The 25629-nt window shown below is 59.0% G+C and carries 27 protein-coding genes; 12 read left to right on the top strand and 15 right to left on the bottom strand.

Going from position 1 to position 25629, the window contains the following annotated elements; all coding sequences use genetic code 11:
* Positions 1-53 precede the first annotated feature (53 nt).
* The 5 genes from lptE to lipA all read left to right on the top strand — a co-directional run bounded on the left by lptE (position 54) and on the right by lipA (position 4512).
* The gene (gene lptE, locus WF513_RS03130) at positions 54-665 is read left to right on the top strand and encodes an LPS assembly lipoprotein LptE (RefSeq protein WP_339081361.1); all 612 of its coding nucleotides are present in this window, start codon (positions 54-56) and stop codon (positions 663-665) included.
* 39 nt (positions 666-704) lie between these two features.
* Complete coding sequence (holA, locus tag WF513_RS03125) at positions 705-1736, top strand: DNA polymerase III subunit delta (protein WP_339081359.1); 1032 nt, start codon at positions 705-707, stop codon at positions 1734-1736.
* Between the two features lie 81 nt (positions 1737-1817).
* A complete protein-coding gene (gene arfA, locus WF513_RS03120; RefSeq protein WP_339081357.1) occupies positions 1818-1976 on the top strand; it encodes an alternative ribosome rescue factor ArfA in 159 nt (52 codons plus the stop codon).
* Positions 1977-2058: 82 nt separating this feature from the next.
* Positions 2059-3342 carry a lytic murein transglycosylase gene (locus WF513_RS03115; RefSeq protein WP_339081355.1) on the top strand — a complete coding sequence of 428 codons (1284 nt, stop codon included), beginning with the start codon at positions 2059-2061 and terminating at the stop codon, positions 3340-3342.
* A 117-nt stretch (positions 3343-3459) separates the two neighbouring features.
* Positions 3460-4512 (top strand): lipoyl synthase, encoded by a 1053-nt coding sequence (lipA, locus tag WF513_RS03110; RefSeq protein ID WP_339081353.1) that lies wholly within the window; start codon positions 3460-3462, stop codon positions 4510-4512.
* 58 nt (positions 4513-4570) lie between these two features.
* Here the strand turns inward: lipA and lipB are convergent, their stop codons facing one another.
* The 11 genes from lipB to WF513_RS03055 all read right to left on the bottom strand — a co-directional run bounded on the left by lipB (position 4571) and on the right by WF513_RS03055 (position 14779).
* Positions 4571-5224 carry a lipoyl(octanoyl) transferase LipB gene (gene lipB / locus WF513_RS03105; protein ID WP_339081351.1) on the bottom strand — a complete coding sequence of 218 codons (654 nt, stop codon included), beginning with the start codon at positions 5222-5224 and terminating at the stop codon, positions 4571-4573.
* Positions 5224-5499 (bottom strand): DUF493 domain-containing protein, encoded by a 276-nt coding sequence (locus WF513_RS03100; RefSeq protein ID WP_339081348.1) that lies wholly within the window; start codon positions 5497-5499, stop codon positions 5224-5226. The genes lipB and WF513_RS03100 overlap by 1 nt, the downstream gene beginning before the upstream one ends.
* Positions 5500-5569: 70 nt before the next feature.
* Complete coding sequence (locus WF513_RS03095; RefSeq protein ID WP_339081346.1) at positions 5570-6745, bottom strand: D-alanyl-D-alanine carboxypeptidase family protein; 1176 nt, start codon at positions 6743-6745, stop codon at positions 5570-5572.
* Between the two features lie 119 nt (positions 6746-6864).
* Positions 6865-7869 carry a septal ring lytic transglycosylase RlpA family protein gene (locus WF513_RS03090; RefSeq protein WP_339081343.1) on the bottom strand — a complete coding sequence of 335 codons (1005 nt, stop codon included), beginning with the start codon at positions 7867-7869 and terminating at the stop codon, positions 6865-6867.
* Positions 7869-8879 carry a lytic murein transglycosylase B gene (mltB, locus tag WF513_RS03085; protein ID WP_339081341.1) on the bottom strand — a complete coding sequence of 337 codons (1011 nt, stop codon included), beginning with the start codon at positions 8877-8879 and terminating at the stop codon, positions 7869-7871. The genes WF513_RS03090 and mltB overlap by 1 nt, the downstream gene beginning before the upstream one ends.
* 17 nt (positions 8880-8896) lie before the next feature.
* Entirely contained in the window at positions 8897-10000 is a 1104-nt protein-coding gene (gene rodA / locus WF513_RS03080; RefSeq protein ID WP_339083387.1) for a rod shape-determining protein RodA, read from the bottom strand.
* 38 nt (positions 10001-10038) lie between these two features.
* Positions 10039-11928, bottom strand: a complete 1890-nt coding sequence (gene mrdA / locus WF513_RS03075; protein ID WP_339081339.1) for a penicillin-binding protein 2 — start codon at positions 11926-11928, stop codon at positions 10039-10041.
* 27 nt (positions 11929-11955) lie between these two features.
* The gene (gene rlmH / locus WF513_RS03070; protein ID WP_339081336.1) at positions 11956-12423 is read right to left on the bottom strand and encodes a 23S rRNA (pseudouridine(1915)-N(3))-methyltransferase RlmH; all 468 of its coding nucleotides are present in this window, start codon (positions 12421-12423) and stop codon (positions 11956-11958) included.
* 10 nt (positions 12424-12433) lie between these two features.
* A complete protein-coding gene (gene rsfS / locus WF513_RS03065; RefSeq protein ID WP_339083385.1) occupies positions 12434-12820 on the bottom strand; it encodes a ribosome silencing factor in 387 nt (128 codons plus the stop codon).
* A 43-nt stretch (positions 12821-12863) separates the two neighbouring features.
* Positions 12864-13508 (bottom strand): nicotinate-nucleotide adenylyltransferase, encoded by a 645-nt coding sequence (nadD, locus tag WF513_RS03060; RefSeq protein WP_339081333.1) that lies wholly within the window; start codon positions 13506-13508, stop codon positions 12864-12866.
* A gap of 2 nt (positions 13509-13510) precedes the next feature.
* On the bottom strand, positions 13511-14779 hold the full coding sequence (locus WF513_RS03055; protein ID WP_339081331.1) for a glutamate-5-semialdehyde dehydrogenase: 1269 nt from the start codon (positions 14777-14779) through the stop codon (positions 13511-13513).
* 211 nt (positions 14780-14990) lie between these two features.
* Between WF513_RS03055 and WF513_RS03050 the strand changes: the two genes are divergently transcribed.
* The gene (locus WF513_RS03050; protein WP_339083383.1) at positions 14991-15704 is read left to right on the top strand and encodes a DNA-3-methyladenine glycosylase; all 714 of its coding nucleotides are present in this window, start codon (positions 14991-14993) and stop codon (positions 15702-15704) included.
* On the top strand, positions 15704-17020 hold the full coding sequence (locus WF513_RS03045; RefSeq protein ID WP_339081329.1) for a bifunctional DedA family/phosphatase PAP2 family protein: 1317 nt from the start codon (positions 15704-15706) through the stop codon (positions 17018-17020). The genes WF513_RS03050 and WF513_RS03045 overlap by 1 nt, the downstream gene beginning before the upstream one ends.
* Here the strand turns inward: WF513_RS03045 and WF513_RS03040 are convergent.
* The 3 genes from WF513_RS03040 to WF513_RS03030 are packed head-to-tail and all read right to left on the bottom strand — an operon-like array spanning position 17014 to position 18684.
* Complete coding sequence (locus tag WF513_RS03040; protein WP_339081327.1) at positions 17014-17601, bottom strand: LON peptidase substrate-binding domain-containing protein; 588 nt, start codon at positions 17599-17601, stop codon at positions 17014-17016. The genes WF513_RS03045 and WF513_RS03040 overlap by 7 nt on opposite strands.
* Before the next feature lie 10 nt (positions 17602-17611).
* Positions 17612-18322 carry an LrgB family protein gene (locus WF513_RS03035; protein ID WP_339081325.1) on the bottom strand — a complete coding sequence of 237 codons (711 nt, stop codon included), beginning with the start codon at positions 18320-18322 and terminating at the stop codon, positions 17612-17614.
* A gap of 2 nt (positions 18323-18324) precedes the next feature.
* Positions 18325-18684, bottom strand: coding sequence for a CidA/LrgA family protein (locus tag WF513_RS03030; protein WP_339081324.1), 360 nt, complete (start codon positions 18682-18684; stop codon positions 18325-18327).
* Between the two features lie 218 nt (positions 18685-18902).
* On the opposite strand from WF513_RS03030, the gene WF513_RS03025 reads away from it, so the two are divergent.
* From WF513_RS03025 to WF513_RS03005, 5 genes are all read left to right on the top strand, one after another.
* Complete coding sequence (locus WF513_RS03025) at positions 18903-19358, top strand: MaoC family dehydratase (RefSeq protein WP_339081323.1); 456 nt, start codon at positions 18903-18905, stop codon at positions 19356-19358.
* 146 nt (positions 19359-19504) lie between these two features.
* Positions 19505-21124: a C13 family peptidase gene (locus tag WF513_RS03020; protein WP_339081321.1), complete on the top strand. Its 1620-nt coding sequence runs from the start codon at positions 19505-19507 to the stop codon at positions 21122-21124.
* An 82-nt stretch (positions 21125-21206) separates the two neighbouring features.
* Complete coding sequence (locus WF513_RS03015; protein WP_339081319.1) at positions 21207-21848, top strand: oxidoreductase; 642 nt, start codon at positions 21207-21209, stop codon at positions 21846-21848.
* A 15-nt stretch (positions 21849-21863) separates the two neighbouring features.
* On the top strand, positions 21864-22217 hold the full coding sequence (locus WF513_RS03010) for a DUF5629 family protein (RefSeq protein WP_339081317.1): 354 nt from the start codon (positions 21864-21866) through the stop codon (positions 22215-22217).
* A gap of 21 nt (positions 22218-22238) precedes the next feature.
* Positions 22239-22850 carry a class I SAM-dependent methyltransferase gene (locus tag WF513_RS03005; protein WP_339081315.1) on the top strand — a complete coding sequence of 204 codons (612 nt, stop codon included), beginning with the start codon at positions 22239-22241 and terminating at the stop codon, positions 22848-22850.
* A gap of 35 nt (positions 22851-22885) precedes the next feature.
* Here the strand turns inward: WF513_RS03005 and WF513_RS03000 are convergent, their stop codons facing one another.
* The gene (locus WF513_RS03000; RefSeq protein ID WP_339081313.1) at positions 22886-25513 is read right to left on the bottom strand and encodes an EAL domain-containing protein; all 2628 of its coding nucleotides are present in this window, start codon (positions 25511-25513) and stop codon (positions 22886-22888) included.
* Between the last annotated feature and the right edge of the window lie 116 nt (positions 25514-25629).

The following is a 25629-nucleotide window of genomic DNA, read 5'->3' as shown; positions in this document are numbered from 1 at the left end:
GCTCGGCGCGACCACACAAGGGTGCGCCGTCAGATACGCCAAGGGGATAAAAGATGATCAAACGGAATCTGTTGGTAATTGGCCTGGCCACGCTGCTCGGCGCGTGCGGCTTCCAGCTGCGCGGCACCGGTGAGGTACAGTTCGCCCTGAAAGAACTCGATGTCAGCGCGCGTAACGCCTATGGCGAAACCGTCAAACAGGTGCGTGAAGTGCTGCAAAACAACAACGTGCGCGTATACCCGGGCGCGCCCTACAGCCTGGTGCTGAGCAACGAACAAGAAGACCGCCGCGCAGCCAGCTTCACCAGCGCAGCCCGCACCGCCGAATACGAGCTGAACAAAACCCTCGAGTATGAAATTCGTGGCAGCAAAGACCTGCTGTTGCTGAGCGACAAAGTGGAAGCGCAAAGCTTTTACACCCAAGACGGTAATAACCTGATTAGCGGTGACCAAGAAGCGACGCAGATTCGTCAGGAAATGAACCGCGAGCTGATCCAGCAATTGGTTCTGCGCCTGCAGCAGATCACGCCGGAGCAACTCGACCAACTGCAGCAAACTGCAGAAGCCAAGGCCAAGGCTGAAGCCGATGCCCTAGAAGCCGCCCGCCAACAGCAAGCGGCGCAGCCCCAGCAGTCGCCGATTCAGCTGCCCATCCCTGCCCAGTAAGCACGCCGGGCTGCGCAAGCAGCCCAGCTTCGCCTCGCGATGAAACTCAACCCCGCACAACTCGGCAAACACCTGCAGGGCAGTCTAAGCCCGGTGTATGTGATCAGTGGCGACGAACCGCTGCTGACTCAGGAAGCGGCCGACAGCATTCGCGCTGCAACCCGTCAGCAGGGCTTCAGTGAACGCCAGGTATTCAACGCCGACACACACTTTGACTGGGGCAACCTGCTTCAGGCTGGCGCTAGCCTGTCTTTATTTGCTGACAAACGCCTTTTAGAGCTGCGCATTCCCAGTGGCAAACTCAGCGATAAAGGCGCCGCGTTGCTCGAATACCTGGCTCGACCGGCCGAAGACACGGTGTTGTTGATCAGCTTGCCTAAGCTCGACGGCACCGCGCAGAAGAGCAAATGGGGCAAAGCACTGATTGAGGGCGCACAGACTCAGTTCGTGCAAATCTGGCCGGTCGAAACTAGCCAACTGCCGCAATGGATTCGCCAGCGCCTGGCGCAATCAGGCCTCAGCGCCAGCGCCGAAGCCGTGGACATGATCGCCATCCGCGTTGAGGGCAACCTGCTCGCCGCCGCTCAGGAAATCGAGAAGCTCAAACTGCTGGCCGAAGGCACGCAAATTGATGTCAACACGGTGCACGCCTCGGTCGCTGACAGCGCGCGCTTCGATGTGTTTGGCTTGATCGATGCCGCGCTGAATGGCGAAGCCGCTCACGCCCTGCGTATGCTTGAAGGCCTGCGCGGCGAGGGCGTTGAGCCACCGGTGATCCTCTGGGCGCTGGCTCGAGAAATCCGCCTGCTGGCCACCATAGCCCAGCAGCATGCCCACGGCATGCCGCTGGATAAAGCCTTTAGCTCAGCCCGCCCACCAGTCTGGGATAAGCGCCGCCCCATAGTCAGCAAGGCTTTGCAGCGTTTATCCGCAGCGCGCTGGGCAGCACTTTTGCTGGATGCGCAGCAGATTGATGCACAGATTAAAGGCCAAGCGACGGGCGACCCTTGGAGCGGTCTGAGTCTGCTGACGTTGAGTATCTGTGGTCAGCCTGTGCGCCTGCCAGGCTAAACGCCGGGCACTGGACATTTCAGCTTGTGCGGATCATGCTTTACCCGCCTAGCAAAGCTGGCCCTTGCCTCAGGAGAAATCATGACTAAGAAAAGTACACACGGCCCCAACAAAGCCAAATCCCTGATTGCCCAACCGCTGTTCCGCTCTCGACAAGAGAAGCCCGGTAAAGGCAAAGGTAGCTACCGCCGCGAAGCCTCCCAGCAGAACTGGGAGGCTTCATACGTTCAGGCCGCCTGAAACGCCCACCGCAGCCCGCCAACACCCGCACATCCGCTCATTTATGCTAAGGTTGCTGCCTGCAAAATGTGCCGAGACCGCCATGCCTTATCTGCTTGTTCGGGGCCTTAAACAGAGTGCCACCGCCAGCCTTCTGCTGCTTCTGACGGCGTGTGCCGACGCGCCGGCCCAACCGCTTGCCGCCGAGCCGGTTAGCGCGCCAGCAGCGACCGCCAACCCAGTCGCCATGAGTGCTTCTAGCCCAACCCCGCTTATCAGCTTCGATGAATGGCGCATGCTACTGCGCAGTGATGCCATTGCCGCGGGCATCGATGCAGCCTTGTTCGACCGCACCTTCGCCGGCATCACCCTGAACCCAAAAGTGGTGAGCGCCGATAACAGCCAACCCGAGTTTTCCCGACCTGTGTGGGAATACATCGACGGGGCCGTTTCTGTTTCCCGTATTGCCCAAGGTCGCCTGCTGAAAGCGCAGTATCGACCCACCTTAAAAGCCATTCGCAGTGCCTACGCCGTCGATCATGAAGTACTGATCGCCATTTGGGGCATGGAAAGCAATTACGGCAGCAATATCGGCAGTCATGATGTGATCCGCTCCCTCGCTACATTGGCTTATGACGGCCGCCGCCAGGTGTTCTGGCGCAGCCAATTGCTCGCCGCCCTGCAGATACTGCAAGCCGGCGATGGCCCGGCACAGGGGCTGATCGGCTCATGGGCGGGCGCCATGGGCCAGACCCAATTTATGCCGACCACCTTCAATGAGCATGCCGTCGACTTTGATGGCGACGGCCACCGCGACTTGTGGAAATCCACCCCCGACGCCCTGGCCTCGGCCGCGCATTATCTGCAAGCATCGGGTTGGGAAAATGGCCAGACGTGGGGTTTTGAAGTCAATCTGCCGCAGGGCTTTGACTACGCCTTGGCCGACCCGGAAGTTCGCCGCAGCCTGACGGATTGGCGCAGTCTCGGGATCAATCCGACTCGCACCATTGATGCCGATGAGCAAAGCTTGGCCACGTTGTTTCTGCCGGCCGGGCATCGCGGCCCCGCCTTTTTACTGCTGAACAATTTCCGCAGCATTCTTAAATACAATAATTCCACCGCTTACGCGTTGGCCATCGGCCTGCTTAGCGATGCATTGGATGGCAACCCGGGCGTGCAAGCCGCATGGCCACGTAATGACCGCCAATTGGGCCGCAGCGAGCGTATCGAACTGCAGGAATTGCTGACCCGCAAAGGCTACGAGCCGGGCCCGGCCGACGGCATTATCGGTGCTAATACACGCAAGGCCGTTCGCACCTTCCAGCAGAGTTTAGGCTTGCCTGCCGATGGCTACCCCAGCCATGAGCTGCTGCAGCGACTCAGGTAACTGCGCGAATAGCCCGCGCAGCCGCCAGCGGACTGACCGGTCAGCGTCTGTGGTAAGCTTTGCGGCGGCCACAAGCCGCCTCGTCCCACGGAGCCTCTAGCGGAGCCCAGATTGCCGATGTCCGATATCTCCCTACCCAAAACCGTTGCCAGCGGCGAAAAATTTCGCTCCACCCAAGGCACTACCGCGATCAAGGACGGACAAAAACGCCGCGCCTCAAGCGAACCGCAGGTGTTTGAGCCCAAACCTAAATGGTTGCGAGTCAAAGCACCCGGCGGCAGTCGCTTCGAAGCGGTCAAGCGCAATGTCAGCGAGCACCGCTTAAGCACTGTGTGTCAGGAGTCGCATTGCCCGAACATTGGCGAATGCTGGTCCAACGGTACGGCCACCATCATGTTGATGGGTTCGGTGTGCACACGCGCTTGCCGTTTCTGCGCTGTGGATACCGGCAACCCCAAAGGCTGGCTGGACCTGGAAGAACCGCAAAACACCGCCAAGTCAGTGGAGCTGATGGCGCTGCGCTATATCGTGCTGACCTCGGTGGATCGCGATGATCTCGACGACGGCGGTGCTGCGCATTATGCCGCCTGCGTGCGAGCCATTAAGCAGCGTACCCCGCACGTGGTGGTGGAGGCGCTGACGCCCGATTTTGATGGTGACCTGCAGGCAATTGAACGCGTAGTGGATTCTGGCCTTGAGGTGTTTGCGCAGAACGTCGAGACGGTCAAGCGCCTGACCTACGACGTGCGTGACCCACGCGCCGGTTACGAAAAGACCCTGCGCGTACTAGACCACGCGAAGCACCACCGGCCTGACGTGCTGACCAAAACCAGCTTGATGCTCGGTCTTGGCGAAACCGACGACGAAGTGCTCGAAACCATGGATGACCTACGCGCCATCGGCGTGGACATTCTCACCCTTGGCCAGTACCTGCAGCCGACCCGCAATCATCTGCCAGTAAAGCGCTGGGTCAGCCCGGAAGCCTTTAATCAGTTGCGCGAGATCGGCTTAGGTAAGGGCTTTATGGAAGTGGCTGCTGGGCCGCTGGTGCGCTCCAGCTACCGCGCCGACAAGGTGTTCGAGAAGAACAACCTAGGCTTGGCGGCGCCGGTCGCTGTTCCAGGCCAGCACGTCGACAACAGCCTAATTCCGACGCTAAACCTGAACTGATCTTAGAAAACGCCTGACCCAAGACTTTGTCTGGGTCAGGCGTTTTTTTAGGCGCGGTTTAGTCGCTTACTTTACCGGCCAAATTTTGCTGCTGGGCGTAATCGAGGTGCTTGACCAACTGCTCACGCAGCCGCGCACTGACCTGCGCAATAGTCACTGACTCTGTGGCTTGGTCAGCCAGCTGCGTCATAGCCATACCGGCATACCCGCACGGATTGATGCGCTGGAAGGGCTGCAAATCCATGTCGACATTCAGCGCCAAGCCGTGAAAAGAGCGCCCATTACGAATGCGCAACCCGAGGGACGCGATCTTCGCGCCATCGACGTACACGCCCGGCGCATCCGGCTTGGCCGCCGCCTTAACGCCGTAGCTGGCCAACAGGTCAATCAGGCTGCGCTCAATGCGGCTGACCAGGTCGCGCACACCCATACCACTGCGACGTATATCTAACAGCAGATACGCCACTAACTGACCGGGACCGTGGTACGTCACCTGGCCACCACGGTCGACCTGCACCACCGGAATATCACCCGCAAACAGCACGTGCTCGGCCTTGCCGGCCTGGCCTTGGGTAAAAACAGGGGAGTGTTCGAGCAGCCAGATCTCGTCAGGCGTATCGACGCCGCGCGTATCAGTAAAGCGCTGCATGGCATGCCAGATGGGCTGGTAGTCAACCTGACCCAGCTCGCGAAAGCCGAGCGGCAGGCTCATCAAAGCACCATATGAACGATACCGGTGGCGCGCAACGCACTGTTGATATCGCGCAACTGGTCTTCACCAGTGGCCTCGATGTGCAACTGCACCGTGGTGTACTTACCGTTACGGCTCTGGCGTTCAGCCAACGTACTGAGATCGACCTTGGCGTGCTTGCTAAGGATTTCGATCACCGTGCTTTTGTACATAGCACCACTGTCGCCGACTACTTTGATTGGGTAATCCGCGCAGGGAAATTCGATTTTATGGGTTTTGACGTCAGGTTGAGTCATGGTGGTAACGGCCTCGTAAGCCGTGGCCACAACGCCCCTGCAGTTCGGCAAGGGCGAGCAGGTCACGTTGTCAGTTGAATAGCCCGAAGAAGAACAAGCTGACGCTGTCCCACAGACGGCGGAAGAAGCTGCCCTCTTCGACAGCCTCCAGAGCAATCAAATCAGCGCTGTGCACCACGTCCTCGCCCAGCTTGACCTGCACCGTACCGATTACATCACCCAGCGCAATCGGCGCGGTGAGTTGCGGGTTGAGGATCATGCCGGCCTGCAGCTTGTCCAGCTGACCTTTTGGCAACGTCAGGGTCAAGTCATTGGCCAAGCCAGCTTTGACCTGACGCGCAGCACCTTTCCACACCTGGGATTGGGCAAGCTCCTGACCTTTTTGGTAGAAGGTGCGGGTCTCAAAGAAGCGGAAACCATAGGTCATCAGCTTCTGGGTTTCTGCTGCACGGGCCGATTCGCTGACGGTACCAAACACCGAGGTAATCATGCGTGCGCCATCGCGTACAGCCGAGGCTACTAAGCAGTAACCCGCTTCCTCGGTATGCCCGGTTTTCAGGCCATCAACGGTTTTGTCACGCCACAGCAGCAGGTTGCGGTTGCCTTGCTTGATGTTGTTCCAGAGAAAGTCCTTCTGCGCATAGATGGCGTAGTGTTCCTGGTCTTCGTTGATGATGGCGCGAGCCAGCACCGCCATATCGTGCGCACTGGAATAATGCTCAGGGTGCGGCAGGCCAGTGGCGTTCATAAAGTGGCTGTTGCTCATGCCCAGACGCGCCGCCGTTTCGTTCATCATGTCGGCAAAGGCGTCTTCGCTACCGGCGATGTACTCAGCCAAGGCGATGCTGGCATCGTTACCCGATTGGATGATCACCCCGTGCAGCAGATCGTCCACGCTAGCCTGACTGTTCAGCGGCAGGAACATGGTCGAGCCACCGGATGCAGCGCCGCCGGTGCGCCACGCATGCTCACTAATCGGCACCAGATCTTGCTCACCGATCTTGCCCTTGCGGATTTCCAGAGTGGCAATGTAGGCCGTCATCAGCTTGGTCAGACTGGCCGGCGGCAAGCGCTGGTCACCGTTATTTTCCACCAACACCTTACCGCTGGCGGCATCCAGCAGCACATAGGACTTGGCAGCCAGCTGTGGAGCAGAGGGAATGGCTGGCTGGTTAGCCCAAGCAGCCGATGCACTGAGCAGGGAAAGTGAAAGGAAAACACGTTGCGCAAAGCTGGTGATATTCATCCGTCTCTCTAGATTGCTGATGGTGGAACAGCCCATAAGGGCATGATGGATACTGCGGCCGACCAAGAATTAACTGAGCGGCATGCTTTTAGTCCGGCATTAACAGCATTAGTGCCCTGTCAGTCTGCTTTGACCACAGTTGGCTCGCCCAGATTAGCCAGACGCACGCTGTCTTGCAGCTGCTCAGCCTCGCGTTGGCTGCTCACCGGCCCCAGGCGCACGCGGTGCAAGATCTGTTGGTTGCGCACCACTGAGCTGACGAACGCGGGGGCAGCCACTGTCTCGCTCAGTTTCGAACGAAGCAGCTCCGCAGCGTCCGGATTGGCGAAGGCTCCTACCTGGAGATACAGGCCAGAGGCTCCTACTGAAGCGTTTTTTTTTGCGTCAATCTGCACGGGGAGCACCGCGGCGGCATGCTGTTGCGGTGGCGGCGAATATTGCTCGAATGGCTGGGACACCGGCTGCGGCGTGGTTTTAACCTGAGCCACTTGCTGCGGCGAGGCTAATACCAATGGCACTGGACGACCCTGCTGAGCCCACCACTCATGGGGATCAATGCCCTCAACTTTAACCTGCGCCGTGCCGCTTTCTGCATAACCGAGCTTTTTAGCGGCAGCGAAAGACAGGTCGATAATCCGATCGGAATAGAACGGCCCACGGTCATTCACGCGCAACACCGCAGTTTTACCGTTTTCCAAATTAGTCACGCGCACGTAACTGGGCAGCGGCAGGGTCTTGTGCGCGGCAGTCATGCCATACAGGTCGTAGGTTTCACCGTTAGCCGTGGCCTGACCATGGAACTTGGTGCCATACCAAGACGCTGGACCAACTGCTTGGTAGCGCCGGGCATCGGGAATTGGGTAGTACTGCTTACCGAATACCGTGTAAGGGCTGGCTTTAACCGGGCCGTAATGGGGCATCGGCACCGCATCGGGGATCAACGAGACGTCAACATCCCACCATGGCGCACCGTCTTTGTGTGGACGATTGAAATCACCCGGCCCGGAAATCGCTCCGCCCTTAAGGATCGGCGCGACCGGCTCCGGCGCTCGGCTTGACGAGCAACTGGCCAACAGCAGCATCAAGCTGCCATAAGCAGCTAATTTAAAGGGTAAACGCACCATCAATTTTTACCCCGCGCATCGACCAGCAACTCTGCCAGCTGATTAACTGCCATGGCATACATCACGCTGCGATTGTAGCGGGTGATCACAAAGAAATTCGGCAGACCCAGCCAGTGCTCAGGGCCCTCGGCGCCTTCCAAACGGAAGGCCGTCACGGGCAAGTCATCTGCCAGCGGATCAGCACTTGTCCAACCCAGCGCCCGTAATTCAGCTGCCGTTTTTACCGGGTCCAGGCCTACTGTTAAGCCCTGATCGACCTGGGCGCCTTTCACCGTTGCCGCGCTGACTACCGGCTGACCGGGCTGCCAGGCGTGACGCTTGAAGTAACTGGCGACGCTGCCGATGGCGTCCACTGGATTGGTCCAAATATTGATGTGGCCGTCACCGTCAAAATCCACGGCATAGGCGCGAAAGCTGCTTGGCATAAACTGCGGCAAGCCCATGGCGCCGGCGTAAGAGCCTTTCAGGCTCAGTGGCTCAACTTGCTCCTCACGGGTCAGTAACAGGAACTCACGCAGCTCCTTACGAAAGAAGGGTGAGCGTGGCGGGTAATCGAAGGCCAGGGTCGACAGTGCGTCCATCACTCGCCAACTGCCGGTATTGCCGCCGTAAGAGGTTTCTACCCCAATGATTGCGACTATTACTTGGGCGGGTACGCCGTACTCAGCCTCGGCGCGGGCCAGGGTCTCTTCATGCAGCTTCCAGAACGCCACACCGTTGTTGATCCGCGCATCGGTGATAAAGATCGGTCGGTAATCTTTCCACTGCTTAACCTTCTCCGCTGGCCGTGAGATGGCATCGAGGATGGCCTGCTTGCGCTCAACCTCAGCAAACATCCCAACCAGTTGCTCACCAGCAAAGCCATAATCGCGGGTCATCTCACCGATAAACTCAGCCACTTGTGGCGACTGCTGGTAGTCGCTGGCCAACGCAGGCTGAACCGCCCCGCACACCCCAACCAACGCCAGCCAAGGTGCAGTACGTACCATCCAACCACGTGTTTTTTGCATTGAATTCATAATCCTAATCAAACCTGCGCCATCCACTTACGGTGAGTGTGGATTGACATCAAAATCCCAAAGCCGGCCAACAGCGTAATCAGCGAGGTGCCGCCATAGCTGATAAAGGGCAGCGGTACGCCCACCACTGGCAGCAAACCACTGACCATACCGATATTAACGAATACATAAACAAAGAAAGTCATGGTCAACGCCCCGGCGAGAAGCTTACCGAACAGCGTCTGCGCTTGCACGGTAATCACCAGCCCACGCGCGATCAACAGCATGTACACCAGCAGTAACAAACACACCCCGACCAAGCCAAATTCTTCGGCCAATACGGCAATAATAAAATCGGTGTGGCTCTCCGGGAGAAAATCCAAGTGCGACTGCGTGCCTTGCAGCCAGCCTTTGCCAAACACACCGCCAGAACCGATGGCCGCCTTGGACTGGATAATGTTCCAACCGCTACCCAGCGGGTCGCTTTCTGGGTTGAGAAAGGTCAGCACCCGCTGCTTTTGGTAGTCCCGCATAACAAATAGCCACATGCCGATGGCAATCGGCACCACCGCCGTGACCGCCCCCATCACCCAGCGCCACTGCAGGCCTGCAATAAACAGCACAAAACCGCCCGAGGCGATAATCAGCAATGAGGTACCCAGGTCGGGCTGCAGCAGAATCAGCACAAACGGCACTATGATCATCGCTAAGCTGATGCAAATGTGTTTCAGCCGCGGCGGCAAACTGCGGCTGGACAGGTACCAGGCGATGGTCGCCGGCATGATGATCTTCATAAACTCTGAGGGCTGGAAGCGAATCACCCCGGGGATATTGATCCAGCGCGTGGCGCCCATGGCGTTGTGGCCCATAACGTCCACCACCACCAACAAACCGACACCGCCGATATAGGCCAGCGGCACCCAGCGCGCCATAAAACGCGGCTCAAACTGGGCAATAATCAACATACCCACCAAGCCGATGCCGAAGGAACTGGCCTGTTTAGCCAACAAGTCGAGGTTTTTACCGCTGGCGGAATACAAAAGAAATAGACCGCCCGCTGCCAAGATCAGCAGCAGTAACAGCAACACGCCATCGATGTGCAGGCGCTGCAACAAGGTCGCACGGCGGCGCATTAAGTCATCGGTGGAGAGGTTACGGTCGAAATTATTACTCATGGCGCAGCGACCTCAGCCGCCACAGGCGGGGCATATTCAGCTTTTAACTGGCCGTTCTCATCCAGCAGCCACGCATCGACCACCTGCTTCATCACCGGCGCAGCGACCCCGGAACCTGACTCACCGTTTTCCACCATGACTGACACGGCAATTTGTGGGTCGTGGGCCGGCGCAAACGCAACAAACAACGCGTGATCAAGGTGACGCTCGGCCACCTTGCTGCGGTCGTATTTCTCGCCCTGTTTGATCGCCACAACCTGCGCGGTGCCACTCTTGCCGGCAATCCGGTACAGCGCAATATCGCCGACCTTGCGTGCGGTGCCACGTGGGCCGTGCATCACCTGCTCCATACCGTGCTGGCCGATGCTCCAGAATTTCGGATCACGCAGAACAATATCCGGCAGCGGATTCGGGTCTACCGGGACCCGTCCTTGAATGGTCTTGGCCAGGTGTGGACGAATCCACTTGCCGCGTGTGGCCATCAGCGCCGTGGCCTGGGCCAGTTGCAGCGGGGTGGTTTGCATATAACCCTGACCGATGCCGAGGATCAGCGTTTCACCGGGGTACCACGGTTGGCGGTAACGCGCACGCTTCCAGTCACGCGAAGGCATCAGCCCGGCAGTCTCCTCAAACATGTCCAGCGACACGCGCTGACCCAGACCAAAACGGCTCATATAGTCATGCAGGCGGTCGATGCCCATTTTGTGCGCCAGCGAGTAGAAGTAGGTGTCGTTGGAGCGGGCAATAGCCAGGTCCATGTCCACCCAACCGTCACCCGTGCGGTTCCAGTTACGGTATTTGTGGCTGTGCCCCTGCAACTGGTAGAAACCTGGGTCGAACACGCGGGTCTGCGGGGTCACCACGCCAGCATCTAATCCTGCGACTGCCACCATTGGCTTAATGGTTGAGCCCGGCGGATAAAGGCCGCGCAACACCCGGTTGTACAGCGGCCGGTCGATAGAGTCGCGCAAATCGGCATACGCCTTAAAGCCGATGCCCGTAACGAAGGGGTTGGGATCGAAGCTAGGCTGACTGACCATCGCCAGTACTTCGCCAGTTTGCGGCTGAATCGCCACAATCGCCCCACGACGACCGGCCAAGGCGGCCTCTGCAGCCTCCTGCAAGCGGATATCCAGGCTCAGCACAATGTCCTTGCCGGGGATCGGATCGGTGCGTTTGAGTACGCGCAACACCCGACCACGGGCGTTGGTTTCGACTTCTTCGTAACCGACTTCGCCGTGCAGCTCGTCCTCATAGAAGCGTTCAATACCGGTCTTGCCGATATGGTGCGTGCCGCTGTAGGCCACCGGATCGAGGGTTTTCAGCTCTTTTTCGTTGATGCGCCCAACATAGCCCACCGAATGCGCAAAATGCTCACCCAGCGGGTAGTGCCGCACCAGTTGCGCCACCACCTCCACCCCCGGCAAGCGGAACTGGTTGACCGCGACCCGGGCGATTTGCTCTTCGCTTAGCTCAAACAGCACCGGCACCGGCTCAAAAGGTCGACGCCCTTGACGCACACGCCGCTCAAAAAGCGCGCGGTCATCGGGCTCAAGTTCCAGCACCTCGACGATCACATCGAGTACGTGCGGCCAGTCGCCGGCGCGCTCGCGCGTCAGGGTTAGGCTGAAGCTAGGACGGTTGTCGGCGATGATCACGCCGTTACGGTCGTAAATCAGCCCGCGATTCGGCGGAATTGGCTGCACGTGAATGCGGTTATTTTCTGCCAAGGTGGTGTGGTACTCGAACTGCACCACTTGCAGGTAATACATCCGCGCCAGCAGCACCGAAGTCAGCAACAAAACCACCACAGCACCGACCACCGCCCGCTTGCGGATCAGGCGGCCGTCTTTCTCGTGGTCTTTGAGGCGAATAGGTTGCGGCATCGATGGCTGCTGCTTAGGTCTGGGAAATCATTTGTGATAAGGGTGGCCGGACAGCACGGTCCAGGCACGGTACATCTGTTCACCGATCAGAATACGCACCAGCGGGTGCGGCAGGGTCAGCGGCGATAACGACCAGCGTTGTTCGCTGCGCGCTTGCACCTCAGGTGCCAGCCCTTCCGGGCCGCCGACCATCAGGTTGACGGTGCGCGCATCCAGGCGCCACTTGTCCAACTCAACCGCCAATTGCTCAGTGCTCCACGGCCGCCCTTCGACTTCAAGGGTGACAATGCGTTCCCCCGGTGCCACTTTGCTCAGCATGGCCTCGCCTTCCTGGCGAATCATGCGCGTCACATCGGCGTTCTTACCGCGGGTGGTCAAGGCAATTTCTACCAACTCTAAAGACAGCTCGCTGGGCATGCGCTTGGCGTATTCCTGCCAGCCTTCTTCCACCCAGCGCGGCATCCGCGAGCCGACGGCGATCAGTTTGATGCGCACCGCTGCGGCCTTACTGCTGCTCGCCGCTCGATTGCTCAGCGCTTGGCTCGGCGCTGAATTGCGCGCGGCTTTGCTCAGCACCCTGCCACAGACGTTCAAGGTCATAGAACTCACGCGCCGTTGGCAGCATCACGTGAACAACGATGTCGCCAAGGTCGAGCAACGCCCACTCGCCCGTGTCCATGCCTTCAGTACCGATCGGGCGTACGCCCTGCTCTTTCACTTTTTCCAGCACGTTTTCGACCAGCGATTTAACGTGACGGCTGGAGGTGCCGCTGGCGATCAGCATGAAATCGGTGATGCTGGTCTTGCCGCGCACATCAATGGTGGTGATGTCTTGCGCTTTGATTTCTTCCAGAGCGGTGATGGCCAGTTTGACCAGGTCTTCGCTGGGCATGATTTTTTTTGCAGTTGTCATAAGTAACTCATTTATCTCGTGTTCAATTCGCGCCACGGTAAAGTCCGTGGGCATGTATATAGGCCAGTACCGCGTCAGGCACTAAAAAACGTGCCGACTTTCCGCTCGCCAGTAACGAGCGGATCTGGGTGGCCGACACCGCCAAGGGTGTCTGCCAGATAAAAGCAATGTGCCCGCTCGGCCCATTCAGGGCCGACGGCGCGCTGACACTGCGCGCCGCCAACAGATTACGCAGCGCCTCAGGCGCTTCACTGTCGGCATCCGGGCGCTGCAAGACCAGAATATGGCAATGCTCAAGCAGCTCATCCCAACGCTGCCAGCTTGGCAAGCCACAAAAGGCATCCCAACCGAGCAGTAAAACCAGCTGATCATCCGCCGCCAACTCCGCACGCACGGACTCCAGCGTATCAATGCTGTAGGACGGTATGTCGCGGTGCAGCTCGCGATCATCCACCTGCAACACACCCGCATCAGCCACCGCCAGCCTGACCATAGCCAGGCGGTCCAGCGCACTCACCTGCGGTGCCGAGCGATGCGGCGGTCGCGCACTGGGAATCAGGCGCAACTCATCCAACTGCAGCGCTTCGGCGACTTCCACGGCGCTGCGCAAATGCCCAATGTGAACCGGGTCAAACGTGCCACCGAGCAAACCGATACGCCGCGCCACTGTTAGGCGGTCTGCCCACGCAACTGACCGTCACCGATCACCACGTATTTCTCACAGGTCAGCCCTTCCAAACCAACCGGGCCACGGGCGTGCAGCTTGTCCGTGGAGATGCCGATCTCCGCACCCAAGCCGTACTCAAAACCATCGGCAAAACAGGTCGGGGTATTTAACATCACCGAACTGGAGTCGACTTCAGCGATAAAGCGTCGGGCCTGCCCTTGGTGTTCGGTGACGATTGAGTCGGTGTGGTGCGAGCCATAATGGTTGATGTGCTCAATCGCTTGGTCCAAACCTTCGACCACACGGATCGACAAAATCGCGGCCAAGTACTCGGTGTGCCAATCGTCCTCAATCGCCGGCGTGGCCTCAATCAGCCCGCAGGTCACTGCACAACCGCGCAGCTCAACACCTTTAGCCCGCAGCTGCTCAGCCATGCCCGGCAGGAAATCAGCGGCAATGGCCTGATCAACCAGCAAGGTCTCCATGGCGCCGCAGATGCCGTAGCGATAAGTTTTAGCGTTGAAGGCGATGGCCTGCGCCTTAGGCAAGTCGGCATGGGCATCGACATAGACATGGCAGATGCCGTCTAGGTGCTTGATCACCGGCACCCGAGCATCGCGACTGATGCGCTCAATCAAACCCTTACCGCCACGCGGCACAATCACGTCAACGAACTCTGGCATGGTGATCAGCGCGCCCACGGCAGCACGATCAGTGGTTTCTACCACCTGTACCGCAGCAGCCGGAAGCCCTGCCTCAGCCAAGCCACGCTGAATACACACGGCGATTGCGCGGTTGGAATGAATAGCCTCGGAGCCGCCGCGCAGGATGGTGGCATTGCCGGACTTTAGGCACAGGCTGGCAGCATCAATGGTCACATTCGGCCGCGACTCGTAAACGATACCGATAACGCCCAGGGGCACGCGCATCTTGCCCACCTGAATACCCGACGGGCGGTAGCTCATGTCACGAATAGCACCGACCGGATCCGCCAGGTTGGCGACTTGACGCAGGCCTTCGATCATCCCATCGATACGCGCAGGCGTCAGCGCTAAGCGATCGACCATGGCCGGCTCTAGGCCACTGGCGCGGGCGGCGGCCAGGTCCAACTCGTTAGCGGCTGTTAGCGCCACGCGCGCAGCGTCGAGCGCGGCAGCGGCGGCGTGCAGGGCGCGGTTTTTCTGCGCGGTGCTGGCACGCGCCAACACGCGCGAAGCGCTGCGGGCGGCCTGTCCCAGGCGGGTCATATAGTCGAGCACGGACTCAGTCATGGTCTTGGCGGGTCTGGCGGTTGAAAAAAGTCGCTGAGTATAACGGTCGCGCCGCCTCACGCCCAGCGCTGCGCGGCGGACGGTAATCGTGACGCCTGCGGGCGCGATCAATCAGCCACGCATCGCTGCGACAGCAGAAGTTTCAGGCATGCTTCAGAATCGCCTTGTTAATATCGCGCCAACCCAGCCCCGCCAGATGACCGTGCCACCTATGCTCGCCGATCCCGACCTGAACTCGCCATGGCCCAAAGGCCGCGCGTTGCCCGCACGCTTCTTTGACCGTGATGCACAACAGCTGGCCCGTGCGCTGCTCGGCAAGGTCATCCGTTACAAGCACGGCGCGCTCTGGTTAAGTGCACACATTATCGAAACCGAAGCCTATTACCTGAGTGAGAAAGGCAGCCATGCCTCCCTTGGCTACACCCACAAACGCCGCGCGCTGTTTATGGAGGGCGGGCATATTTACATGTATTACGCCCGTGGCGGCGACTCGTTAAACTTCAGCGCCCACGGCCCAGGCAATGCAGTACTGATTAAATCTGCGTATGCCTGGCAAGACGCGCACAGTGGCGCGGATGCCTTGGCGCAGATGCACCGCAATAACCCTGACCGCCAAGGCCAAGCCCGGCCACTGGAAAAACTCTGCAGTGGTCAAACCTTATTGTGCAAAGCCTTAGGCCTGAAAGTGCCGGACTGGGATGCGCAGCCTTTCGATGAGCAGCGTTTGTTTGTCGAAGACCTAGGCCAATACCCACAGCAAGTGGTGCAATGCACACGCTTGGGCATCCCCCATGGCCGCGATGAACAGCTGCTTTACCGCTTTGTCGATGCTGCGTTTGCCCGGCACTGCACACGCCACCCGCTGCGCCGCGGACAGATCGCCGGCCAGGACTATCACCTACTGACCCGCATGGACGAGCATTGATGAGCCACTGGTTTGACACGCTGACGCTCTGGCTGAGCGCTAACCCCGAATGGCTGGCCGTGGCGATATTCCTTATCGCTTGCATCGAGTGCCTGGCCATTGCCGGCATTCTGGTGCCCGGCACCGTGCTGATGTTCGCCGTGGCCGCGCTGGCAGGCAACGGTGCGCTGGGTTTAGGGGAAACTCTGTTACTGGCGTTTTTGGGTGGCCTGCTCGGCGATTGCCTGTCTTATTCGATTGGCCGCTACTTCAAAAAAGATATTGGCCGCCTACCGGTCTTGCGTAATAACCCGCAATGGCTGAGCAGCGCCCACGCCTATTTTCTGCATTACGGCGTCGCCAGCTTGCTTGTTGGCCGTTTTATTGGCCCGCTGCGGCCCATGCTGCCGATGGTCGCCGGCATGTTTGACATGCCGTTTGCACGCTTTTTAGCCGTCAGCATTCTGGCCGGTGTCGGCTGGTCCATCGTCTACATGCTGCCCGGCTGGGCTACGGGCGCGGCGATGCGCTTGCCACTACCCGATGGCTTTTGGCCACAAGCCGGGGCTGTTGCTGGCGCGGTTGCGCTGGTGATTGGTATCGGTGTGCAAGGCAGTCTGCGCCGCCTGCGCCACACCAATCTGATGGCGGCAGGGGCAAGCTTAGTGTTGCTGTGCGCCTTGATGCTCAGCTGGCCCTACCTGACTCAACTTGATCAGGGCCTGTTGACCTTGGTTCAGGAGCAACGCAGCCCAGGCTTGGATACCTTGATGGTGCTGATTACCCGCCTGGGCGACCTGACCACCCAATTAGCGGCAGCCGTGTTGTTGTGCCTGGTGTTGCTGGCCACTCGACAATGGCGAGCGCTGTGCCTGGCCATTGGCACCCTCCTCGGCACGGCCTTGGCCAATAGCGCGATGAAGGCATTGTTCGCCCGCAACCGCCCAGATGTGCTGCTGGAGCCACTGAGCAGCTTTAGTTTTCCCAGCGGTCATACCTCAGCAGCCTTCGCGTTGTTTTTACTGCTGGGCGTGTTGGCCGGGCGTGGGCAACCGGCGCGCATGCGCCTGACCTGGCTGTTACTGGCCAGCGTGCCGGCGGCCGCAATAGCGGGTTCGCGGGTGTATTTGGGGGTGCATTGGCCCAGCGATATCATCGCCGGCGCCATGCTCGCCACCTGCCTCTGCACCTTGAGTTTGGCCCTGGTGCAATGGCGCACAACGCTGCCAGCACTGCCTACAAAGGTCTGGTGGCTGTTGCTGCCGACGGTTGCCGCACTGCTTGGCGGCATCGCCACGTGGCAGTTATCCGCCGGCCTGTTGCTGTACCGTTACTGAGGCCCGCCCTGCAAACGCTCCAGCAACGCTTGCAGCCTCTCTAAGCGCACCGGCGCTTCGCTGATTTCGAGTAATTGCAGTTTTTCCTCAACCTCGAGCGGCAGCAGGTAGGCCAACTGATTGGCCAATGCCAGCTGCCCGGCCGGCTCGCTCGCCATGCCCAGTGATTCCACCAGCGGGTGGGCGTTGAGCGCCACCAGCAAGGCCGCCAAGTCAGCATGCTCGCTGCCCAACTGTTGCTCTGCCGGCTCGTCCAGCCACTCGACTTCAGCCATGGTTAGCTTGTCCAGCAGTACGTGAGCATGCTGCACGCGAAAGCGTCGCCCGCCCTCAACACGAATCCCCAATAAGCCATTAGGCCGCTGCTGAAAATCGCGGATAAGCGCCTCACAGCCGATCGCCGAAAACTGCCCGGCAGCCTCGCCCACCTCAGCCCCGTTAACAATGCCAACCACGCCAAAGCCGTGGCCCTGCTTCATGCAGCGGCTGATCATGTCCAGGTAACGCGGCTCGAACAGCTGCAAGTCCATCATGCAACCGGGGAACAACACGGTATTGAGGGGAAATAACGGAAGGTTCACGGGCATCTCCTTAAAGCCAAAACACAATTGCCAGCGGTAGCAGCACCGCGGTAAACACACCCATCAAGCTCATTGCCAGGGCGGCAAACGCACCGCATTCCTCGCTTTCCTGCAGCGCCCGGGCGGTGCCGACGGCATGCGCAGTCAGGCCCAAGGCCATGCCCAGCGCTGCTGGGTGCTGCACGCCAGCGCGTTTCAGCAATGACGGCCCAATAATCGCGCCAAGAATCCCGGTGATCATCACAAACACTGCCGCCAGAGCGGCAGTGCCGCCAATCTGGCTGGCCACCAGCATGGCAATCGGCGAAGTGACTGATTTGGGGGCCATGCTCATCAGCATGATTCGCTCGGCGCCGAAGGCCCAAGCCAAGGCAACACCCAGTGCTGTTGCGACCACGCCCGCCACTACCAGAGTGATAAACGTCGGCCAGAACAGCTGACGTATGCGCCGCAAGTTAACGAACAACGGCACGGCCAACGCCACCGTAGTCGGGCCGAGGAACAGCGTGAGCGCGGCCACACTGCCCTGGTATTGCGCGAAGGTCAGGCCACAAGCCAATAGAATGCCAATCACCGTCAGCATCGACACCAGCACCGGCTGTAAAAACACCCAGCGGGTTTTCTCATAAGCGGCCATGGCCAGTTGGTAAGCACCGAGGGTGATGCCCACTCCAAACAACGGATGATGCGTCAGCGCCTGCCAGGCGGCATGCCATTCCATGCTCATACGCCCCTACGCCGATGCTGACGGTCGATCAGTTTTTGCATCAACCAGCCGGCGAACACGATCGAGATGATCAGCGACAGCAACAGCGCGCCCGCAATCGCCCAGAAGTCCGCAGAAATAGCGCCGGCATAGGCCATGACGCCAACCGCGGGCGGTACCAGCAGCAATGGCAAGTATTTCAGCAGGCTAGCGGAGGCTTGGTGCAGGGGTTCGCCCACCTCGCCGCGCAGCAACAAGAAGCTAAACAGCAGCAGCATGCCAATGATCGGCCCCGGCAATATCGGGATCAGCAGGGCATTCAGTGCAGTGCCGAGCAACTGGCACAGCACCAGCCAGAAAAGGCCGCGTAACAACATGATGGGTAATCTCCGAATCGTATGATCCAAGGCGCACGGCCACGCATTATAAGCAGAAGCGCCCGGCAAGGGCCGGCTTACAGCAGTTACCCCGGGCCAGACAGCGCACCTGTTTGCGCCGCACAAGGCACTTGACCCTGCAGCAAACCCATGATGATCTACGCGCAGAAGAACTTACGCCCCAAAAAAAACAACACCCGCGTCTTCAAGGAGAAACCATGACATCTGTACCTGCCGCCGAGTTGTCCAGCTATATCGGCAAAGAACTTGGCCACTCCGAGTGGCTGACCATCGATCAAGATCGCATCAACCAGTTCGCCGAATGCACGGGCGACCACCAGTTCATCCACGTTGACCCAGAAAAAGCCAAACTCACCCCTTTTGGCGGCACCATCTCCCACGGCTTTCTCTCGCTGTCACTGGTGCCCAAACTGATGGAAGGCATCATGATCATGCCCACCGGGCTGAAAATGGCCGTGAACTATGGCTTGGACAGCGTGCGCTTTATCCAGCCGGTTAAGGTCAACTCTAAAGTTCGCCTGACGGCCAGCCTGCTTGAAGTGACCGAGAAAAAGCCCGGCCAGTGGCTGCTCAAAGCTAAAGTCGTACTGGAAATCGAAGGCCAAGATAAACCCGCTTATATCGCCGAACCCCTGACCCTCTGCTTCGTCTAGCTCCCGCAGCTGAGTAAAGGCGCACAGGTATCAGCCTCTGCGCCTTTGTTTTGCCCGATGATTTTCAAGCCTTAGCCGCGCGCCCGATCACGGCAGGCAAAGCGCGTTAAGGCATACTTAGCGACCTTCCAGCCCGGATTTTGTGCATGCGCCACCTCGTCTTCCTCGCGCCCTTGAGCCTTACCCTGTTGCTTGTAGCCTGCGGCGACGGTGAACCGCTGCTGCCCGCCGATGCCGTATTGCCGGATGGTGGCCGCTACCGCGGCGAGATCATTGATGGGCGGTTGCAAGGCCCAGGGCGCTTGGATTACAGCGACGGCAGCTATTACCAAGGCGAGTTCAAAGATGGCCAATTCAACGGCCAAGGTCGCCTGACCTACCGCGACGGCAGCCGCTATGAAGGGGGCTTTACCAACGGCACGCCCAGCGGCGAAGGCCACCTCAACAGCACTGACCTGGAATACCGTGGCGAATTCAGCAAAGGCCTCTATCAGGGTTTGGGCGAACTGCAGTGGCGCAATGGCGACAGCTTCCAAGGCCAGTTCCGCAAGGGCGAGCCCCATGGCCAAGGCGTCCTGACCGACGCGCAAGGCAACCAATATGTCGGCACCTTCGACAACAGCCAACTGAACGGCCAAGGCAGTTTCAAGAACCGCACTGGTGACCTGTATAACGGGGAGTTTCGGGATAACCAGTTTCATGGCACAGGCCGTTATCAGAGCGCCGAGGGTGACGTCTGGAGCGGGCGTTTTGTCGATGGCAGCTTGACCGGTAAGGGCGAATTTACGGGTGCCGACGGCAGCCATTACACCGGCCAATTCCGCGATTGGCGCTACCACGGCCAAGGCCGTTTAAGCCTGGCCGATGGCAGCCAGCAACGCGGCATGTGGCAGCAAGGCCAGCGTATTGGTGACGCCCAAGGCAATCCAGTGCCCGACACCTTGGCCATCGGCTTACTGGAACAAGGTCGGTTACTTGATGCCGCAATCGCCCAACTGCCCGCCTCAACTGCCGCAATTGAGTTGTATACCCTGACACTGGCAGGCGACGGCAAGCAGAGCGTGTTTATGCGTGAGGCCGATTATGTCGGCGACCTGCTGCAGGAGCGCTTCGCGGCGCACGGGCGGATTACGCTGGTCAATCACCGTGACCACTTGGCCGATCGGCCGATGGCCACCAGCGTCAGCCTGGGCCGCAGCATCCAGGCCTTGGCTGAGCGCAGTGGCAAGGAAGACCTGATTTTTATCTACCTGACCAGCCACGGCTCGGCCCAGCATGCACTCAACCTCGACCAGCCGCGCCTGCAACTCAACGACCTGCCCGCCAGTGAGCTGGCGAGCCTGCTAGAACCGCTCAAGGACCGCTATAAAGTGCTGGTGATTTCCGCCTGCTATTCCGGCGGTTTTATCCCCAAACTGCAAGATGAGAAAACCCTGATCATGACCGCCGCACGGGCTGATCGGGTATCTTTCGGCTGTTCCGAAGAAAACGACTTTACCTACTTTGGCCGCGCCTTATTTGCCGAAGCCTTGCAGCAAACGGATGACCTGCAAGGCGCCTTTACCCTAGCCCAAGCCAGCGTCGCCGCGCGTGAAGTAGCCGACGGCTTTGAGCCGTCTGAACCGCAAATCTGGCCAGCCAAAGCAGTGCTTGCGCAGTGGCGCTTGCTGCGCGAACAACAGGCCGAGCGCGACCTCAAGCAACCCGTTGCCGGGCAATCAGTTGGGCTGCAATCAGCTGGGCCGCTGCCGGCGCTCGTCCCTTAATCGCCCAGCCTGGCTGCCAGCGCAGGCAGGCTTCAGCCAACCGCCTGTTAAGCTGATGGATATCAGCGGAGAACCTCACGTTATGTATTTGACGCCCCAGCACATCCTTCTTGCAGGTGCCACCGGCCTGACTGGCGAGCACCTGCTAGACCGCCTGCTAAACGAGCCCACTGTCGCCCGCGTCTTGGCGCCAAGCCGCCGCCCATTAGCCGCCCACCCGCATCTGGAAAATCCCCAAGGCGAACTGCTTGGCTTGCTGCCGCAACTGAGCGGCCAGGTGGATACCGCCTTCTGCTGCCTCGGCACCACGATTAAACAGGCGGGCTCGCCGCAAGCGTTTCGGGCGGTTGACCACGACTTGGTGCTTGCCTTCGCCGAACGTGCCCGCGCCCTCGGCGCGCGTCACTTGCTGGTGATCAGCGCACTCGGCGCAGATGCTCATGCCTCGGTGTTTTACAACAAAGTCAAAGGCGAAATGGAGCAGGCACTGCGCAAACAAAACTGGCCGCAACTGACCATAGCTCGACCCTCATTGTTGCTCGGTGCCCGTCAAGAATTTCGCCTAGGTGAGCGCTTAGCGGCGCCCTTTATGCGTTGGCTGCCGGGCAAATACCGTGGCATCGAAGCCACCGTGCTGGCCCGCGCGCTCTGGCGTTTAGCCCTGGAAGAAGACAGCGGCACCCGGGTGATTGAATCTGACCAACTGCGCCGTCTTGGCCGCTAACCGAAGAGCACCTGTATGAGCACTGCACCGCATGATTTGATCAGCGCCCTAAGCCACGCCGACATGCTGGAAATCGATAATTTGCATGCCTGGCACTTCCAACTCAATGCCGAGCAACTGGCGCAGCACCATGCCGGCAGCCACATAAGCGCCACCGACCAACCGCTGCTGAGCATTGAGTGCATGGATGGCCGCACCCTGCGCAAATGGCACTTCAGCTTGGCCCAAGTAATCGCGGCGCGCTTTGACGATACGGCCGACGCCTGGAACATCAGCGCTACGGCCGGCACTCACGTGATCAAATGTTTTGCAGCCATCAGCGGCGACAACAGTGATCTGGCGGATGACGCCAGCAACGACGCCACCTAATTAGCTATTGAGGCCACCGCCATGGGTTTGTATGAGCGCTATCTGCTGCCGCATTTGATCGACTACACCTGCGGCATGGGCGCGGTGATGAAAGCCCGCTCGCAACTGGTGCCCCAGGCCCACGGTCGTGTCTTGGAAGTGGGCATCGGCAGCGGCCTGAACCTAGGGTTCTACGATGCCAGTAAAGTCACTGCGATTGTCGGGGTTGACCCCAGCGCTGATATGCAAAAACTGGCCAAGCAACGGGCTGCAGCGATCAGCATCCCGGTTGAGATGATTGCCCTCGAACTGGGGCAAATTAAGGCCGACGACACCAGCTTTGACAGCATTGTGTGCACCTTCACCCTGTGCACCATTCCCGATGCCGTAGCCGCGCTGAAAGACATGCGCCGCGTGCTTAAGCCCGGCGGGCGTTTGCTGTTTTGTGAGCACGGCTTGGCGCCTGAGCTGCCGGTCATACGCTGGCAGAACCGCATAACACCGCTGTGGAAACCGTTTTCCGGCGGTTGCCACCTCAACCGCGACATTGCCGCCCTGATCACGGCGGGCGGCTTTAATATCGGTGAGCTGAGCAACCGCTACCTCAAAGGCCCCAAGCCCATGACCTACATCTACCAAGGCTGGGCGGACTAAACCGGGCTTGCAGCGCAGCTTTAACTGAACGGGGATCAGCGCTGGCAAATCTCCAGCGCTTCAAACGCCGCCACGGCCATCGGTTTGCTGAACAAATAACCTTGGAAGTTCTTGCAGCCGTTCGCGAGCAACAGGTCATGTTGCTCTTCGGTTTCAACCCCCTCGGCAATCGCCTCAAGGCCCAGGCTATGGGCCAGCGCCAGTATGGCGCGAATAATCGCCAAGCTGCTGGCGCTGCCGGGCAGGTCACGAACAAACGACTGATCGATTTTCAGCTGCTCCAGCGGCAAATGCTGCAGGTAGGCCAGTGATGAATAACCGGTGCCGAAATCGTCAATCGAAAACCGAATGCCGAGGGCTTGCAAGGTTTGCATGCGCACAGCCGCTTCGTTTTTATCCGCCAGCAACAGTGACTCGGTTATTTCCAGTTTTAACCGGTGCGGGTTGGCCTGACTGCTGTGCAATTTTTGCTGTAACACTTCGATGAAATCATCCTTGAACAGCAATCGGCTGCTGATATTCACCGCCAAACTCAGCCCAGCCAAATGCGGCTGCTGGGCCCAACTGGCGAGCAGGTTGCACCCTTGCTTGAGCACATACTGGTCTAGTTCGGCGATCAACCCACTGCGTTCGGCAATTTCAATAAACGTACCGGGGCCGAGCAAACCGCGCTCAGGGTGTTGCCAGCGCACCAAGGCTTCGGCGCCTTGCAGCTCACCGCGCTGGTTCATTTGCGCTTGCAGGTAGAGCACAAACTCACCGGCGGCCAGGCCACGACGCATGTCTTGTTCCAGTTGCAGGCGATGGCTGACGACTTCCTGCATGCGCGGGTCGTAAAAGCTCAGGGTGTTTTTACCGGCTGACTTGGCGCTGTACATCGACAAGTCCGCGCACTGCATCAGCTGGTCCACCGAATGCTGTTCATCGTTGAACAACACAACCCCCAAACTGGCGCTGTTAAAGAACTGCTGACCATCCACCTCATAAGGCTCGCGCAACGCCAGCAGTAACTTGCTGCCGATGTGCTCAACTTGGGAGCCCGCCTCTTCGGCGATAGATTCCAAGCCCTCAAGCATGATCACAAACTCATCACCGCCCAAACGCGCCACGGTGTCCAGCTCACGCACGGTGTGCTTTAAGCGCTCAGCCACCTGACACAGCAGTTCATCACCGACCTGGTGCCCGTACACGTCGTTAACGTTTTTAAAGTCGTCGAGATCAAGAAAGATCAGAGCGCAATAATGCCCCTTCCTACGGCACAGCGCCGCTGCCTGCTCCAGCCGGTCACGCAACAGGCGACGGTTGGGCAGCCCGGTTAGCGGGTCGTAAAAAGCCATGTGGAGGATTTTTTGTTCGGCATTTTTGCGTTCACTGATATCCACCAGCGAGGCCACGTAGTTGGTCACAAGCCCTTGTTCATTAAGCACCGAGCCAATGGTTAACCATTCAGGGAAAATCTCGCCGTTCTTGCGCCGGTTCCATATCTCCCCTTCCCACAACCCGGTCTCATTTAGGCTGTGCCACATGCGCTGATAGAACTCAGCGCCTTGGCGGCCCGAGCCGAGCATGCGGGTGGACTGCCCAACCACATCATCTTGGCTGTAGCCCGATATCTGACTGAAGGCGCGATTAACTTTGAGGATTCGGGTGCTGGCATCAGTAATCATCATGCCCTGCGGTGACTCAAAGGCAATCGCAGCAATACGTCGATCCAGCTCCAAGGCAACCCGCTCGGTAATATCGCGGGCCATTAATACCAGCGCGCGCTTACCATCGACAGTGGTGTCTAAACGCCGTGCCCGACCTTCAAATACCCGCCAACCCGCAGGCGTTTGCAGTTCGTATTCAAGTGTTTGCGGCTGATCACTGGCCAGAGTAAGCGCTATGAATTGCATAAACATCTCCGCCTGACTGGATGCGAGCACATCCACTACACGGCGACCAAGCAAGCCTTCGCCGCCTGCGACAAGCAAGTTATTGTCGGGGGCTTTTATCTCCAAGTAGCGGCCCTCTTCATCCAGCACCATGGATAGGTCAGGCACAGCTTCGGTAATCGCCCGCAGCTGCGCTTCACTTTTACGCAGCGCTTCGCGATCGAGTTTTTGCTGGCGAATGTCCTCTAGCAAAAAACCCAACAGCAGGGTCGACGGGATCAAAACGACTAGCAGCGGCAAGAATGCATAGTGGCGCGACAGATTTAAATGCTCTGACGGTAGTAGCAGCAAAATAAGGATTTGCAGGCCTTGCACCAATACGGCAAACACCAGCAATGAGGGCAGAGTGAAAGACACTCGACCGGTCTTGCACGCGTGACGATAGGCCAGCCCCATCAGCACCGGCATCAACACGTTTAATAACCCAATGTGAGCGCTAATACCGCCTAGCCAGAGGCGATAAGCGCCGGCGAGTGCACCGGCTATTAGCCCCACCAGTGGGCCACCAAAAAAGGCCGCCATGCTGAGCACTACCGTGCGACCGTCGAAAATCAGACCATGCGCCAGCGTCAACGGAACCGACATGCCGATCACGCAGGCCGCACCAAATAAAATGCCGGAAATCAGCTTGCCTGACATCGAACGCTCATTTATGTAGCGCGTGATAAAGCCCTGCATCCAACACAGGGTAATCAGCAAGGTGGCATTCTTGATCAGTTCAAGGACCATTCAATTATCCGGGAAGTAACAACAGGCAAGAGTAGGGAGGGCGGGATGAGCATATAGATACTAGCAACTTAGTATCACGCGTCAAAACCAATGCTAAGGGCTTTACCCGGCCCTTA

The sequence above is a fragment of the Pseudomonas sp. TMP9 genome (assembly GCF_037943105.1).
Classification (GTDB): Bacteria; Pseudomonadota; Gammaproteobacteria; order Pseudomonadales; family Pseudomonadaceae; genus Aquipseudomonas.
This window is presented reverse-complemented; position numbering and strand designations above follow the sequence as displayed.

What these genes read in the sequence shown, in the direction of transcription:
- arfA (WP_339081357.1), top strand. Translation starts at nt 1,818, where the DNA reads ATGACTAAGAAAAGTACACACGGCCCCAACAAAGCCAAATCCCTGATT.
- WF513_RS03050 (WP_339083383.1), top strand. Translation starts at nt 14,991, where the DNA reads ATGCTCGCCGATCCCGACCTGAACTCGCCATGGCCCAAAGGCCGCGCG.
- WF513_RS03030 (WP_339081324.1), bottom strand. Translation starts at nt 18,684, where the DNA reads ATGTTGTTACGCGGCCTTTTCTGGCTGGTGCTGTGCCAGTTGCTCGGC.
- holA (WP_339081359.1), top strand. Translation starts at nt 705, where the DNA reads ATGAAACTCAACCCCGCACAACTCGGCAAACACCTGCAGGGCAGTCTA.
- lipB (WP_339081351.1), bottom strand. Translation starts at nt 5,224, where the DNA reads ATGAGCCTGCCGCTCGGCTTTCGCGAGCTGGGTCAGGTTGACTACCAG.
- WF513_RS03090 (WP_339081343.1), bottom strand. Translation starts at nt 7,869, where the DNA reads ATGGTGCGTTTACCCTTTAAATTAGCTGCTTATGGCAGCTTGATGCTG.
- WF513_RS03055 (WP_339081331.1), bottom strand. Translation starts at nt 14,779, where the DNA reads ATGACTGAGTCCGTGCTCGACTATATGACCCGCCTGGGACAGGCCGCC.
- rodA (WP_339083387.1), bottom strand. Translation starts at nt 10,000, where the DNA reads ATGCGCCGCCGTGCGACCTTGTTGCAGCGCCTGCACATCGATGGCGTG.
- WF513_RS03035 (WP_339081325.1), bottom strand. Translation starts at nt 18,322, where the DNA reads ATGGAATGGCATGCCGCCTGGCAGGCGCTGACGCATCATCCGTTGTTT.
- lptE (WP_339081361.1), top strand. Translation starts at nt 54, where the DNA reads ATGATCAAACGGAATCTGTTGGTAATTGGCCTGGCCACGCTGCTCGGC.
- WF513_RS03100 (WP_339081348.1), bottom strand. Translation starts at nt 5,499, where the DNA reads ATGACTCAACCTGACGTCAAAACCCATAAAATCGAATTTCCCTGCGCG.
- mltB (WP_339081341.1), bottom strand. Translation starts at nt 8,879, where the DNA reads ATGCAAAAAACACGTGGTTGGATGGTACGTACTGCACCTTGGCTGGCG.
- lipA (WP_339081353.1), top strand. Translation starts at nt 3,460, where the DNA reads ATGTCCGATATCTCCCTACCCAAAACCGTTGCCAGCGGCGAAAAATTT.
- WF513_RS03115 (WP_339081355.1), top strand. Translation starts at nt 2,059, where the DNA reads ATGCCTTATCTGCTTGTTCGGGGCCTTAAACAGAGTGCCACCGCCAGC.
- WF513_RS03095 (WP_339081346.1), bottom strand. Translation starts at nt 6,745, where the DNA reads ATGAATATCACCAGCTTTGCGCAACGTGTTTTCCTTTCACTTTCCCTG.
- WF513_RS03045 (WP_339081329.1), top strand. Translation starts at nt 15,704, where the DNA reads ATGAGCCACTGGTTTGACACGCTGACGCTCTGGCTGAGCGCTAACCCC.
- WF513_RS03000 (WP_339081313.1), bottom strand. Translation starts at nt 25,513, where the DNA reads ATGGTCCTTGAACTGATCAAGAATGCCACCTTGCTGATTACCCTGTGT.
- WF513_RS03015 (WP_339081319.1), top strand. Translation starts at nt 21,207, where the DNA reads ATGTATTTGACGCCCCAGCACATCCTTCTTGCAGGTGCCACCGGCCTG.
- rsfS (WP_339083385.1), bottom strand. Translation starts at nt 12,820, where the DNA reads ATGCCCAGCGAAGACCTGGTCAAACTGGCCATCACCGCTCTGGAAGAA.
- WF513_RS03005 (WP_339081315.1), top strand. Translation starts at nt 22,239, where the DNA reads ATGGGTTTGTATGAGCGCTATCTGCTGCCGCATTTGATCGACTACACC.
- WF513_RS03010 (WP_339081317.1), top strand. Translation starts at nt 21,864, where the DNA reads ATGAGCACTGCACCGCATGATTTGATCAGCGCCCTAAGCCACGCCGAC.
- WF513_RS03025 (WP_339081323.1), top strand. Translation starts at nt 18,903, where the DNA reads ATGACATCTGTACCTGCCGCCGAGTTGTCCAGCTATATCGGCAAAGAA.
- mrdA (WP_339081339.1), bottom strand. Translation starts at nt 11,928, where the DNA reads ATGCCGCAACCTATTCGCCTCAAAGACCACGAGAAAGACGGCCGCCTG.
- WF513_RS03020 (WP_339081321.1), top strand. Translation starts at nt 19,505, where the DNA reads ATGCGCCACCTCGTCTTCCTCGCGCCCTTGAGCCTTACCCTGTTGCTT.